Annotated in this window: 11 protein-coding genes; 6 read left to right on the top strand and 5 right to left on the bottom strand. The window is 66.9% G+C overall.

Going from position 1 to position 12,829, the window contains the following annotated elements; all coding sequences use genetic code 11:
- Positions 1-47 precede the first annotated feature (47 nt).
- On the bottom strand, positions 48-1,925 hold the full coding sequence (locus RVF83_RS07615) for a YhgE/Pip domain-containing protein (RefSeq protein ID WP_005200506.1): 1,878 nt from the start codon (positions 1,923-1,925) through the stop codon (positions 48-50).
- A gap of 4 nt (positions 1,926-1,929) precedes the next feature.
- Entirely contained in the window at positions 1,930-2,661 is a 732-nt protein-coding gene (locus RVF83_RS07620; protein ID WP_005200505.1) for an ATP-binding cassette domain-containing protein, read from the bottom strand.
- Positions 2,662-3,331: 670 nt separating this feature from the next.
- On the opposite strand from RVF83_RS07620, the gene RVF83_RS07625 reads away from it, so the two are divergent.
- Entirely contained in the window at positions 3,332-4,147 is an 816-nt protein-coding gene (locus RVF83_RS07625; protein ID WP_005200504.1) for a tyrosine-protein phosphatase, read from the top strand.
- A 21-nt stretch (positions 4,148-4,168) separates the two neighbouring features.
- Here the strand turns inward: RVF83_RS07625 and RVF83_RS07630 are convergent, their stop codons facing one another.
- Complete coding sequence (locus RVF83_RS07630) at positions 4,169-4,966, bottom strand: MerR family transcriptional regulator (RefSeq protein ID WP_005200503.1); 798 nt, start codon at positions 4,964-4,966, stop codon at positions 4,169-4,171.
- Between the two features lie 65 nt (positions 4,967-5,031).
- The gene (locus RVF83_RS07635) at positions 5,032-5,529 is read right to left on the bottom strand and encodes a hypothetical protein (protein WP_005200502.1); all 498 of its coding nucleotides are present in this window, start codon (positions 5,527-5,529) and stop codon (positions 5,032-5,034) included.
- A 117-nt stretch (positions 5,530-5,646) separates the two neighbouring features.
- Here RVF83_RS07635 and tgt point away from each other — a divergent pair, with 117 nt between their 5' ends.
- The 3 genes from tgt to RVF83_RS07650 all read left to right on the top strand — a co-directional run bounded on the left by tgt (position 5,647) and on the right by RVF83_RS07650 (position 9,615).
- Positions 5,647-6,903, top strand: coding sequence for a tRNA guanosine(34) transglycosylase Tgt (tgt, locus tag RVF83_RS07640; protein WP_005200501.1), 1,257 nt, complete (start codon positions 5,647-5,649; stop codon positions 6,901-6,903).
- Positions 6,904-7,190: 287 nt separating this feature from the next.
- Positions 7,191-8,612 (top strand): hemolysin family protein, encoded by a 1,422-nt coding sequence (locus tag RVF83_RS07645; RefSeq protein WP_005200500.1) that lies wholly within the window; start codon positions 7,191-7,193, stop codon positions 8,610-8,612.
- Positions 8,605-9,615 (top strand): hemolysin family protein, encoded by a 1,011-nt coding sequence (locus RVF83_RS07650; protein ID WP_005200499.1) that lies wholly within the window; start codon positions 8,605-8,607, stop codon positions 9,613-9,615. Before RVF83_RS07645 ends, RVF83_RS07650 begins: the two co-directional genes overlap by 8 nt.
- Positions 9,616-9,618: 3 nt before the next feature.
- On the opposite strand, the gene gluQRS is transcribed toward RVF83_RS07650, so the two are convergent.
- Positions 9,619-10,536, bottom strand: coding sequence for a tRNA glutamyl-Q(34) synthetase GluQRS (gene gluQRS, locus RVF83_RS07655; protein ID WP_005200498.1), 918 nt, complete (start codon positions 10,534-10,536; stop codon positions 9,619-9,621).
- A gap of 145 nt (positions 10,537-10,681) precedes the next feature.
- Here gluQRS and RVF83_RS07660 point away from each other — a divergent pair, with 145 nt between their 5' ends.
- Both RVF83_RS07660 and RVF83_RS07665 read left to right on the top strand, forming a co-directional pair.
- Positions 10,682-11,734, top strand: coding sequence for an ATP-dependent DNA ligase (locus RVF83_RS07660; RefSeq protein ID WP_005200497.1), 1,053 nt, complete (start codon positions 10,682-10,684; stop codon positions 11,732-11,734).
- A 2-nt stretch (positions 11,735-11,736) separates the two neighbouring features.
- Positions 11,737-12,819 carry a DNA polymerase domain-containing protein gene (locus tag RVF83_RS07665; protein WP_005200496.1) on the top strand — a complete coding sequence of 361 codons (1,083 nt, stop codon included), beginning with the start codon at positions 11,737-11,739 and terminating at the stop codon, positions 12,817-12,819.
- Positions 12,820-12,829: the final 10 nt, after the last annotated feature.

The raw sequence follows: 12,829 nt of genomic DNA on the forward strand, positions 1-12,829 counted from the left end.
TACTCGAGGTAGACGACAGTCACGGGGGCTTGTCTGTCTTGACCTCCCTAGACTTCCACCGGCGGATACAGACGGTCCATCGTGTACTGGCGGTTTCGGCGGGCGGCCCACGACGAGATGGCCAGGCAGCCCAAGGTGATTCCGCTGAGGACACCGATGGCGAGCCACAGTCGGTAGTCGATGCCGCCGACCGTGAGTTGTCGGAGGCCCTCCACCGTGTAGGTCATCGGGTCTACGTAGTGGATGTACTGGAACGGCGTGGCCGTGGTCGGCACGGGATAGATACCACCGGCGGACACCAGCTGGACCATCAGGAACGCCAGTGTCACAACACGTCCGACCGCGACGTCGAAGACGGCGTTGAACATCTGGATCATCGCCATGAAGGTGGCGACCACGAGCAACAGATACAGGAACGTGGCTATCGGGTACTCGGCACGGAGACCGACCGCGAAGGTGACCACCGTGTACAGCACGGTGGCCTGGATGAAACCGATGGCGAAAGCGGGTGTGTACGAGGCCAATACGACGCGCAGCGAGGAGAAGCCCTGAACGATCGGGCGGGATTGGAGCGGAGTCAACAACATCCAGGTGATGATGCCGCCGACGAACAATGCCAGGGACATGAAGAACGGAGCGAAGCCGGTACCGAAGGTCGGGGCCTCGTGCGTGTAGTCCTCCTGCAACTCGACGGGCTGCGCCAGCGTCTTGGCGATCTCCGTCTTCTCCTGGTTGGTCCAGGACGGGATGGCCTTGACCCCTTCTTCCAGACCGGACGCCAGTTCGTCGGCACCCGCGCTCAGCTCACCGAGGCCAGAGCTGAGTTCGGCTGAGCCGCTCTTCAGTTCGTTGGCGGCACCGCGTGCGGCGAGGATGTCGTCGCGAAGGCCGCCGTTCTCGACGAGGGTGAGTCCGAGGCGGAGGGGGCTGTTCGGATTGCCGAGCTGCTGCGAGAGCAGGTTGGCGTCGTTGTTCAGCTGGGTGAGCTGGTTGTTCGCGTCCGGTCCGAGTCCGCTGGTGCGCAGGAACTGTTGTGCGGGGGAAAGGGCATTGGCGAGAGATCGCATCGTGGGATCCGCCGACGAACTCAGCTGGGCGACGACCGCGTCGAGGCCCTTGCTGGCCTGCGACTGCTGATTCGCGGCGGTCGTGAGTTCGTTCGACGCCGCTCCGGCATTGCGGGCGAGTCGATCTGCGGCCGCATTCACCTCGGCTGAGGACAGACCGGTCTGGTCGGCGCCGAGTGCGTTGAGCAGGGGATCGGTGGCCTTGATCAGTGCGGAGTCGAGTTGGCCGAGACCGGACGCGAGCTCCTGAGCGCCCGAGTCGGCGGTCTTCAGACCGGCGGCAAGTTCGTTCGCGCCGTCGGCCGCTTCCGTCAGCTTGGGCGTGAGGTCCCCGACCTCGTTGAGGACGATCTCGAACGTCTGCGCGCCGACCTGTGCGCTGACCTTGTTGACGACCTGCTGGGCGGCGTCCTGACCGATGATCGTCGCCAGGTAGTTGTTGGCGTCGTTGTAGGTGAACACCAGCGGCGCCGAACGCGGCTTGTCGCTCGTGGGCGAGGCGATCGCCTTGCTGAAGTCGGCGGGCAGCGTGATCGAGAAGTAGTACTTGCCGTGCGCGACACCGTCGGCGGCCTCGGCGGCGGAGACCTCGTGCAGATCGAGCTGCTTGGACTCGATCAGTCCGGCCGCGACCTGGGAGCCGGCGTCGAGTTTCTGCCCTTCGACGACTGCACCGGTGTCCTCGTTGACGAGTGCGACGGGGATCTTGTCGGCGGCGGCAAACGGATTCCAGAACGCCCACAGGTACATCGCGCCGTAGAGGAGCGGCATGAGCATGATGACCACGAGCGCCAGCCGGGGCATCCGGCCCCGGTAGTAGCGCTTGATGTCGCTGCCCGGCGAGAATGCGGCAAACATGTTCCTACGTCCGATCTTCGTGCTCGAGGCCGACGAACTGGCCATCTGTGAGGTTGTCGACGGGGATGACGTCACGGACGCCGCCGGCCGGGGACACGGCGTTGATGTCGGCGGTGATCACCGTCTGGGTGCGGCCCAGGTCGACGAGGCGGTCCATGAGATGGACCTGGTTCTCGCGCCGGGTCAGGTTGTCCACTCCGCCGACGACCAGCAGTGGCGGACGGCGCAGGTTGCCCACGGCGATCCGGAAGAGAGCCGCGGTCAGCTCGGGGAGTTCCTCGACGAACGATTCCATCGCGGGAAGGGGGTAGGGACCGAAGACGGGCCGGCAGATGCGCTCGAGGTCTTCCTCGCGCGCGGGCGTGACCCACTTGTACCAAGGCGCCGACCACCGGATCTGCTCGGTGATGACGTCGCTGACACGGATGGTCTGTTCGATCCCGTCGACCTCGTCGATCCACGCGACAGCCGCGTTCTCGAACAGGTGGTGGGCGTCGTTGGCGCGGTCGAAGGCGACCAGCTCACCCTTCGTCGGCTTCATGCGACCTGCGAGGGTGAGGAGCAGTGCGGTGCGGCCTCGGCCCTCCGGCCCGGCGATGACCGTGACCCCGCCGGTGCGGACCCGAAGGTCGACCGGGCCGTAGATGTGGCCCCAGGAAGCATCCACGGAGAGTCCGTGGCCTTCGATCAGGGTCGCGTCAGAGGGGGTGCCGCCAGGCTCCGGGGCATCACGCATCGCTGCCGCCCGATCCGAAGACCACATCGTCCAACTTTCTGTCGTTGTGTCGGCATAACCGACTTGCCTGCCGTACCGCCGGTGAGCAGTACGACAGGCTGGGGGTGAATTCAGAGGTTCTTGAAGATTCGCGCGGCTTCGCCCTTGATGAGTGGGTCTGTGCCGTCGACCAGTCCTTGGGACGTCCCGTCGAATACCCGAGTGACTCGGCTGAGTGTGCGACCGTGAACAGTCACTTTGCTGGACATACGTTGGAACTTAGCCCAGGCATATCCGGCATATCAATGCGAACGCGCAGGTCACAGAGGGCGAACCTGGCACGAAATTCGCCCCGGCAACCTGTAACGGCTCCGGGGTCCGGTTCGAAGTGCCCGCTACGTCCGCGAACAGCGCGTTTGGGGTGAACGGCCGTAATCCTCATGATGTGTCCGGAATCCCGCGGACTGGGTTTCGGTGTCCCCTTTCCGGGGGAAAGAATGGCTGGGCCAGGGCAATCTCCGAAGACGGCACGATATTGCCGTTACCCGGGAGTAACACCATAGTTCGCGTTAACTTCTCGTCGTCGCGACGCCACCGAAGTGCCTCACCAGGTTCGCGGTGTGTGAATCGGTGCCACATTTCGGTCGCTGGGCCCAATCGTCGTCGGATCCGCCTGTCAGAATCTCTCGTCATGACCGACCTCACCCACGCCCACGCCTTGTCTCTTTCCACCGTGCCGAATCTCCGGGACCTCGGCGGATGGACGACCGCCGATGGACGCCGGGTCCGACCCGGTCTGGTCTTCCGGTCCACCGAGCTCCACCGACTGGCCGGTGACGACCTCGCCAAGTTCGACGCGCTGGGTATCACGGCCGTCTACGACCTCCGCACGGTTGCCGAGCGTTCGGCTGCGCCGGACCCGGCACTGCCCGGCGTCGCCGAGGTCCCCTTGGACGTGCTGGCCGATTCGTCGACCGCGATCCCGGCCCGTCTCAACGAGGTGGTCGCCGATCCGGCCGCGGCCGCCGCGGTGAGCGAGGCGCTCGGTGGAGGTAAGGCGGCGGAGTTGATGGAGGGCACCTACCGGCAGATCCTGACCCTGCCCAGCGCCCATGCGGCCTACCACCGGCTGTTCAGCGCACTCGCCGAGCCCGTACAGCCGGGAGCGGCACTGTTCCACTGCACGACCGGCAAGGACCGGACCGGCTGGGCCGCCGCCACCTTCCTCTCTGTGCTCGGTGTCGGACGTGACGAGGTGTTCGAGGACTACCTGCTCACCAACGACGAGCTCATCCCGGCACTGCACCCGGTCTTCGCCGCGTTCCAGTCGGCCGGCGGCGACCCCGAGGTGTTGAAGCCGATCCTCGGCGTCCAGCGGAACTACCTCGAGGGCGCCTTCGAGGAGATGACCGCACAGTTCGGTGACATCGAGGGCTACTTCCGCGACGGGCTGGGACTCGATCCCGCTGTGCCGGAAGCGCTCCGGAAGCGTTATCTGGACGAGTGAGCAGACACCGGCCGGCGTCGATCAGATGCGTTTCTCGGCATTGGCCCGGATGACCTCGCGCAGGTAGACGGCGAGCCCGGGGGCCTGCTCGTCGTAGTGCGCGGTGAAACGCGGGTCGGTGACGTACACGTCGGCGAGCCCGACGTGCATCTCGTGCGTGCAGTCGTAGAACCGGCCGATCTGCGCGCGGTGCTCCTCGGCGAGGGCATCGGCTTCGGCGGTACCGGGCGTGAGTCCTCGGAGCATCGCGTCGGCGAGGCGTCGTTCGAGGTCGTCGGTCTCGGCCTTGATCTGCCGCCAGTCCTCCTTCGAGAACCGGGCGGCGCGCTTCTGGCTCTCCTGCCACGCGTCGGTCTCGCCCCACTGTTCCTCGGCCTCCGCCGCGTACTCTTCGCCGGGCCAGTTCTCGCCGAAGATCTCGCGTTGTTCGGCCGCCGACAGCTGGATTCCCTGCTTCTTCGCGCTCATCATCTCCTCCACCGCTGCGACCATCCGGTGCAAGTGATCGATCCGGTCGGTGAGCAGCTCGTGCTGCGCCCGGAGCTGATGCAATTCGTCGGCATCGGGATCGTCGAGCAGAGTCGCTATCCGCTCGAGTGAGAAGCCCAGTTCGCGGTAGGGCAGGACACGGTAGAGCCGTGCCACGTCGGCGTCGTCGTAGACGCGGTATCCCGCCGGCGTGCGGCGCGACGGTGTCACCAGACCGATCCGGTCGTAGTGGTGCAGTGTGCGGACGCTGACGCCGACCATCCCCGCGACGACGCCCACGGTCAGGTCCGACGAGGGAGCGGGGCGCGGTCGGTGCTTCTCTTCACTCACATGAGCAACCTTGGGGTCTGACGTCGCGTGAGGGTCAAGGCGGTTCGGTCAGCGAGTTTCGGGGGTCAGGGTGCGAAACCGATGACCGTCGCGTCCTTTTGGCAGGCGGCGAGTACGCCCTGCAGTTGCGACGGCCCGCAGGTCCAGCCGGAGACCGACTGCTGCGCGCCGGTGACGATCTTGGGACCGTAATCGTCCGCGACCGACTTCGCGTCGTCGCACTCGACGTCGCCGGCCAGGATCAACACTCGCAGCGCGCCGTCGGGGCCGGGGATGCTGCCGCACGTGGTGCCGGGGCCGCTTCCTGATTCGTCCGCGTCGGCGCGCGGTGTGACCGAGTCGGCGCGGGCCGACGCGGGCTTGCGGCCGGGGACGACAGGGGCGGATGTTGACGGGGCGTCGGCGGGTTGTTCCGCCGATGCGGACACGCTGTTCGCGGAGGTGTCGGTGACATCCTGTTCCGAACCGCAGGCGGACAGCGTGAACAGGGCCAACGACAGGCCGAATGCGGTGGTGGCGACCCTGGCCCCGGAGGCGATGGCGCGGCGCGTTCTGCACGACATGGTCCCACCGTATCGAATCCAGGAATGCCGGACCGGTCGGTCGTCACGGCCGCCGAAGGGCCCGACCGCGCCGCCGCCGGTTTGGGGTGGAGGGCGCCGACCTGGGAGGATGCACCGGTGAGCAGTACCGGAACCGAAGTCGCCGACCCCGCCTACACCGTCGGCACCACCCTGCCCGGCACCCGCGGCCGCACCGGGGTGATCAACACCCCGCACGGCGCGATCCAGACCCCCGCCTTCGTGCCGGTGGGTACCAAGGCGACGGTGAAGACCGTCCTGCCCGAGTCGGTCTCCGAGCTGGGTGCGCAGGCCGTCCTCGCGAACGCCTACCATCTGTACCTGCAGCCGGGGCCCGAGATCATCGATCAGGCCGGCGGGCTCGGTGCCTTCATGAACTGGTCGGGCCCGACCTACACCGACAGCGGTGGGTTCCAGGTCATGTCGCTCGGCGCGGGGTTCAAGAAGGTCATCGCGATGGAGGTCAGCCCCGACGACTCCCTCATCGCCGAGGGCAAGGAACGTCTCTCGCGGGTCGACGACGACGGGGTGACGTTCAAGTCGCACCTCGACGGTTCGGCGCATCGCTTCACCCCCGAGGTGTCGATGCAGATCCAGCACCAGCTCGGTGCGGACATCATCTTCGCCTTCGACGAGCTCACCACATTGATGAATACCCGTGCCTACCAGGAAAATTCGCTGGAACGAACCCGGTTGTGGGCCATCCGGTGCCTGGCCGAGCACAACCGCTTGAGTGTCGAGCGTGCGCATCGGCCCCAGCAGGCGTTGTGGGGTGTGATCCAGGGAGCCCAGTACGAGGATCTGCGGCGCAAGGCGTCGCGCGATCTGGTCGCGCTGAGCGACGCCGACCGGGAGACCGGCGGAAAGGGCTTCGGCGGCTACGGCATCGGCGGCGCGCTCGAGAAGCACAACCTGGGCACCATCGTCGGCTGGGTCAACGACGAACTGCCCGAGGACGCGCCCAAGCATCTCCTGGGCATCAGCGAACCCGACGACATCTTCACCGCCATCGAGAACGGCGTGGACACCTTCGACTGTGTGTCGCCGACGCGCGTCGCCCGCAACGGTGCGATCTACTCGCTCGACGGTCGATACAACGTCACGAACGCGAAGTACCGCAACGACTTCCGGCAGCTCGACCCAGAGATCGAGAACTACACCTCGCAGTACAGCCGCGCCTACCTGCATCACCTGTTCAAGGCGAAGGAGGGTCTCGGCCCGACGCTGGCGACCCTGCACAACGTGTCGTTCATCGTCACGCTGGTCGACCGGGCCCGACAGGCGATCGAGAACGGCACGTACATCGAGTACCGCGACGAGTTCCTGCGGCGCTACTACGGTTCGATGCGGGACTGAACGGGTCGGCGACCGGCGTGCGGTGGGTCACGTGCCGGAACCGTGCGGAACGGTGATTCGTTGTGAACCCATCGCAACGAGGTTGCGAACACCCCCGAACACTCGGCACCCTGTAGGGGTATTCGAGCACCAGCGAGAGAGACGATGAGACGCGCAAAGCGCCGAAAACGCCGACGACACCCGTCCGCACCCTGTTCCGAACCGGGCCCTGACCCGCGTTCCGGGCCCACAGTCCACTGCGAGAACATCCCCGGCGTCCCAGGCGTCGACGTTGATCGGACGGCGACATGCTGACCGTTCTCGGAATCTTCCTGGGAATTCTGGTGGTCCTCGCGATCACCGCCGTCACCGGCTACTTCGTGGCCCAGGAGTTCGGCTTCATGGCGGTCGACCGCTCCCGCCTGAAGGCGCGCGCCGAATCCGGTGACGCCGCCGCCAAGCGCGCGCTCTCCGTCACCCGACGCACCTCGTTCATGCTGTCCGGCGCCCAGCTCGGCATCACCGTCACCGGCCTGCTCGTCGGTTACGTCGCCGAGCCGCTGATCGGTTCCGGCGTCGGCGACCTGCTGAACAACGTCGGCATCCCCGTGGGAGTCGGTGTCGCGGTCGGCACGATCATCGCGATCCTGTTCTCCACCGTGGTGCAAATGGTCTTCGGTGAGCTCTTCCCCAAGAACCTCGCAATCGCCCGGCCCGAACCGGTCGCGCTGTGGCTCGCTCGTTCGACCACGATGTATCTGGCCGTCTTCGGCTGGCTGATCGCGCTGTTCGACAAAGCATCGAACCTGTTGCTGCGCGCCCTGCGTATCGAGCCGGTCCACGACGTCGAGCACTCGGCGTCGGTCCGCGACCTCGAACACATCGTCGCCGAGTCCCGCGACGCCGGCGAACTGCCCGAGGACCTGTCCGTGCTGCTCGATCGCGTGCTGGAATTTCCCACGCGCACAGCCGAACACGCGATGATCCCGCGTCCGCACACCGACCAGGTGGATGCGTCGCTGCCCGCGTCCGAGGTGCTGGCGCTGATGAGCACCGGACACACCCGCTACCCGGTCGCCGGAGACGACGACGAAGTGCTCGGCGTCGTACATCTCCCCGACCTCCTCGAATGGTCGTACGCGCTGCAAAAAGAACCCTCGAAGGCCGATCCGACCGCCACCGCGGGTGATCTCTGCCGCCGCCCCGTCGTGGTGCCGTCGACCCTGCCGTTGCCGGAGGTGCTGGAGAACCTCTCCACCGCACACGAGGAGATGGCCATCGTCATCGACGAATACGGTGGTTTCGCCGGCGTCGTGACCGCCGAGGACATCGCCGAGGAACTGGTCGGCGAGATCGACGACGAACACGACCCGGAGGCGTCCGCGGCGATCGAGAAGACCGCCGACGGTTGGCGTGTCCGAGGCGACGCCCACGTCGACGAGGTGTCCCGTGCGACGGGATGGGAACTGCCCGAAGGGGATTACGAGACGATCGCCGGTCTGGTGATCGCAGAGTTCGTGGGACTGCCCGAGGTCGGTGAGACCGTCGAGATCACCATCGACCCCGATCCCGCCTCGCTTCTCGACGACGATGAGGCGCCACCCCGCGTGGTCCACGTCGAAGTGCTCGAGGTCGAGAAGCATGTGCCGGCTCTGGTGTCGATGTCACTCGGCACCGAAGCGAGCACCGCAACGGCATCGGATGCCGGACGGGAGACCGACAATGGATAACCCGTGGGTCATCGGGGCGATCACCGTTGCGCTGATCGCGGCGAGTGCCTTCTTCGTCGCCGTCGAGTTCGCACTGATCGCGGCCCGACGCCACCGCCTCGAGGACGAGGCCGCCACGAGTAGCAGTGCCCGCGCCGCCCTGCGCAGCGCATCGGAACTGTCGGTGCTGCTCGCGGGATCACAGCTCGGTATCACCGTCTGCACGCTTGCGCTGGGTTCGATCACGAAACCTGCTGTGCATCACTGGCTCACGCCGCTGTTCGAGACCTGGGGCCTGCCGTACTGGTCTGCCGACATCGTCGGCTTCGTGCTGGCGCTCATCATCGTGACGTTCCTGCATCTGGTTGTCGGTGAGATGGCCCCGAAGTCGTGGGCGATCGCCCACCCGGAGCGGTCGGCGATCGTGTTGGCCCTGCCGATGCGAGCCTTCATGTGGCTCACGCGACCGATCATCGTGCAGCTCAACCACCTGGCCAACTGGTGCCTGCGGCGCGTGGGCGTCGAACCCGTGGACCAGGTCGCCACCGGACAGGACAGCGACGCGTTGCGCCACCTGGTCGAGCACTCGGCGACGGTCGGAACACTCGACGAGCGGTATCACGCACATCTGACCAGCGCGCTCGAACTGGAATCGCTGACGCTCGGCGACGTCGTCACGCCCAGCGACACCCTGGGGGCGGTGCTGCCGACCGCGACTGCCGGCGAGATCCAGACTGCCGGACGTATTTCGGGACATCTGCGGCTGCTGGTGCGCGACGCCGATCGGGGCCCGGTGCACGGTGTCGTCCACGTGCGCGACAGCCTGCGCGCGGCGCCGGACGCGGCAGCCGCCGACCTCATGCGTCCGGTGCTGAGGTTCGAGTCCGGGCAACCGGTCTACGAGGCGCTCGCCGCCATGCGTGAACGCCGGGCCCACCTCGCGCTGGTCACCGACTCCGGTCGGGCCATCGGATTGATCACGCTCAACGACCTGCTCCAGAGGTTGCTGGCGACGACCGCTTAGCGGTCAGGACGACCACTCCGTGGGCCCCAGTAACCAGGGCTCGCGGGGGAGTGCATCGGGGTCGAAACGGCTTGCGAGCGTGGGGAGGTCGACGGTCTCGCCGGGGTCTGCGAGGTCCAGCGACCGCGCGATGTGCGACAGAACGGTCGTGGCCGGAACCCCGTCGGCCGCAAGATCGGCGAGGGTCACCGCACCGTCGCGCTTGGAGAGTCGGACGCCGTCGGTGTTGAGCACCATGGGTACATGGGCGTAGGTCGGCGGGGTCTCGCCGAGCAGCGTGGCGAGGTAGGCCTGGCGCGGAGCCGACGACAGCAGGTCGTCGCCGCGGACGACCTGATCGACTCCCTGCGCGGCATCGTCGACGACCACGGCCAGGTTGTAGGCGGGGGTGCCGTCGTTGCGCTGGATCACGAAGTCGTCGACCATTCCGGTGAACGTGCCGTGGAGCAGGTCGGTGACGGTGAACTCGGTGGTGTCGGCCAGGATGCGGATCGCGGGCGGCCGGCCGGCGGCGATCTTCTCGGCGCGTTCGGCGTCGGTCAGTTTCCGGCACGTGCCGGGGTAGGCGCCCTGCGGTGCGTGGGGAGCGGACGGGGCCTCGAGGATCTCGCGACGTGTGCAGAAGCATTCGAAGGTCCGGCCGCCCTTGCGGAGACGGTCGATGATCCGGCCGTAGATGTCCCGTCGTTGCGTCTGATAGACGACGGGGGTCTCCCAGTCCATGCCCAGCGAGGCGAGGTCGGCGAGTTGCCGGGCGTCGGCGCCGGCGAGCGCGCGGTCGAGATCCTCCATGCGGATGAGGAACCGCCGACCCGTCGTGCGGGCGAACAACCAGGCCAGCAGGGCGGTCCGCAGGTTGCCGACGTGGAGGTCGCCCGACGGGGACGGCGCATACCGGCCCGCTGCGTGCTGTGTCGACATCGCGTCGAGGTTACCGCGTCGCTCCGACGACCCGCGATGAGAACCGGTCTCGCCGGTGGTCTGTCTCTGCGCCAGACCCGGCGGTCGGCCCGGACTTCCGGGCGGGTCGTTGCCAGCGCCCGGAGAAGTGAGGAACAGTGAAGCCATGGATCTTCCGGTCATGCCGCCCGTAGCCCCGATGCTGGCCAAGGCGGTCACCGCCGTGCCGCAGCAGCCCGACGGTGACACCGCCTGGTCGTATGAGCCGAAGTGGGATGGATTCCGCGCGCTGATCTTCCGCGACGGCGAGGAGGTGGTGATCGGTTCCCGCGGAGGGAAAGACCTGGCCAGGTACTTTCCGGAGGTCGTGGCCGCGGCAAAGGTCGAGCTGCCGGACAGGGTCGTCCTCGACGGCGAGATCGGGGTGCCCGCACTCATCGGCGACACGCACCGGCTCGACTGGGATTCGCTGGCGCAGCGGATCCATCCCGCCGAATCGCGGGTCAACATGCTCGCCGAGAAGACGCCGGCGATCTTCATCGGATTCGACGCACTCGCACTGGAATCGACGTCGGTCAAGGACGAGCCGTTCGAGGTCCGCCGGGAGGCGTTGCTGCGTGCGGTCGGACCCGGTGGCCGGGATCGACGGATGCACGTCAGCCGGGTGACCGGCGACCCGTCGGTTGCCGAGGACTGGTTCTCCGCCTTCGAGGGCGCAGGCCTCGATGGCGTCGTCGCCAAGCGGCTCGACGGACTCTACGTCGAGAACAAGCGCGAGATGCTGAAGATCAAACACAAGCGGACCGCGGACTGCGTGATCTTCGGTTACCGGATCCACAAGTCGGGCAGAGGGATCGGCTCGATGTTGCTCGGGCTCTACGGCGACGACGGCGAGTTGCGCATGGTCGGGGGAGCGGGAGCGTTCTCCGACGCCAAACGCGTCGAGCTACAGGAGATGTTCGAGCCGATGCGCCTCGACCCGGACAAACCGTCGCCGGGTGAGCCCACCCGCTGGCGGTCGGAGAAGTCGGGGGAGTGGATTCCGATCCGCCCCGAACTGGTCGCGGAGTTCGCCTACGACCAGATGGAGAACCAGCGCTTCCGTCACACCGTGAAATTCCTCCGCTGGCGTCCGGACCGGGACCCGGAGAGTTGCGGCTACGACCAGCTCGAGGTCCCGCTCACCTACGACCTGCACGACGTCCTCGAAGGGGAATGACCATGGCATCACGTTCTCCTGCAGAAGAACTCGACGTCGACGGGATCACCGTCCGCCTCAGCAACCCGGACAAGATCTATTTTCCCGAGCTCGGTGAGAACGGCGGCCGCAAGCGGGATCTCGTCGGCTACTACCGGATGCTCGCACTCGGCGTCGACGACAGCGGCGACGGGCCGCTCATGCGCGCGACGCGCGACCGGCCGACTTTCCTGCAACGCTTCCCCGACGGCGTCGAGGGGGAGGAGATCTACCAGAAGCACATCGCGAAGAAGCGTCCCGAGCACGTGCAGTCCACGCCGATCGTGTTCCCGTCCAAGCGAACCGGCGACGCGATCCGGCCGACGGTGCCGGCCGACCTGGTGTGGGCCGCGAACCTGGGGACGGTCACCTTCCACACCTGGCCGACCCTGCACCCGGACAATGACCATCCCGATCAGCTCCGCATCGACCTCGACCCGCAACCCGGCACGACATTCGACGACGTACGGAGCGTGGCGATCGACGGGCTGAAGCCACTGCTCGACGAGCTCGGCTTCACGGGCTTCGTGAAGACCTCGGGTGGTCGCGGGATTCACGTCTATGTCCCCATCGAGCCGCTGTGGGACTTCATCGCCACCCGGCGTTGTGTCATAGCGATCGCCCGTGAACTGGAACGCCGCGACCCCGACCGGGTAACCACCTCGTGGTGGAAAGAGGAACGCGGAGAACGGATCTTCATCGATTACAACCAGAACGCCCGCGACCGCACGATGGCCTCGCCCTACTCCGTCCGGCGCAGCGCGATCGGGCGCGTGTCGACGCCGGTGACGTGGGACGAACTGGCCGACGTCGATCCCGACGACTGCACTATGGCGACGGTGCCGAAGTTGCTGGAGGATCGCGGTGATCCGTGGGCCGACATCGCCGACCACCGCCGCGGCATCGAGAAACTGCTCGAGATGGTCCACGAGGACGACGCGAACGGCCTGGCCGACATGCCCTATCCGCCCAGCTACCCGAAGATGCCCGGCGAACCGCCACGTGTGCAGCCCAGCAAGAAGGTCGCCGAGCACTGGGACGACAAGGGCAACCGGATCGGGGACTGAGGTCCTCCGC

The organism is Gordonia rubripertincta (assembly GCF_038024875.1).
Lineage (GTDB): Bacteria > Actinomycetota > Actinomycetes > Mycobacteriales > Mycobacteriaceae > Gordonia > Gordonia rubripertincta.

What these genes read in the sequence shown, in the direction of transcription:
- RVF83_RS07625 (WP_005200504.1), top strand. Translation starts at nt 3,332, where the DNA reads ATGACCGACCTCACCCACGCCCACGCCTTGTCTCTTTCCACCGTGCCG.
- RVF83_RS07615 (WP_005200506.1), bottom strand. Translation starts at nt 1,925, where the DNA reads ATGTTTGCCGCATTCTCGCCGGGCAGCGACATCAAGCGCTACTACCGG.
- RVF83_RS07645 (WP_005200500.1), top strand. Translation starts at nt 7,191, where the DNA reads ATGCTGACCGTTCTCGGAATCTTCCTGGGAATTCTGGTGGTCCTCGCG.
- gluQRS (WP_005200498.1), bottom strand. Translation starts at nt 10,536, where the DNA reads ATGTCGACACAGCACGCAGCGGGCCGGTATGCGCCGTCCCCGTCGGGC.
- RVF83_RS07635 (WP_005200502.1), bottom strand. Translation starts at nt 5,529, where the DNA reads ATGTCGTGCAGAACGCGCCGCGCCATCGCCTCCGGGGCCAGGGTCGCC.
- RVF83_RS07665 (WP_005200496.1), top strand. Translation starts at nt 11,737, where the DNA reads ATGGCATCACGTTCTCCTGCAGAAGAACTCGACGTCGACGGGATCACC.
- RVF83_RS07650 (WP_005200499.1), top strand. Translation starts at nt 8,605, where the DNA reads ATGGATAACCCGTGGGTCATCGGGGCGATCACCGTTGCGCTGATCGCG.
- RVF83_RS07660 (WP_005200497.1), top strand. Translation starts at nt 10,682, where the DNA reads ATGGATCTTCCGGTCATGCCGCCCGTAGCCCCGATGCTGGCCAAGGCG.
- RVF83_RS07620 (WP_005200505.1), bottom strand. Translation starts at nt 2,661, where the DNA reads ATGCGTGATGCCCCGGAGCCTGGCGGCACCCCCTCTGACGCGACCCTG.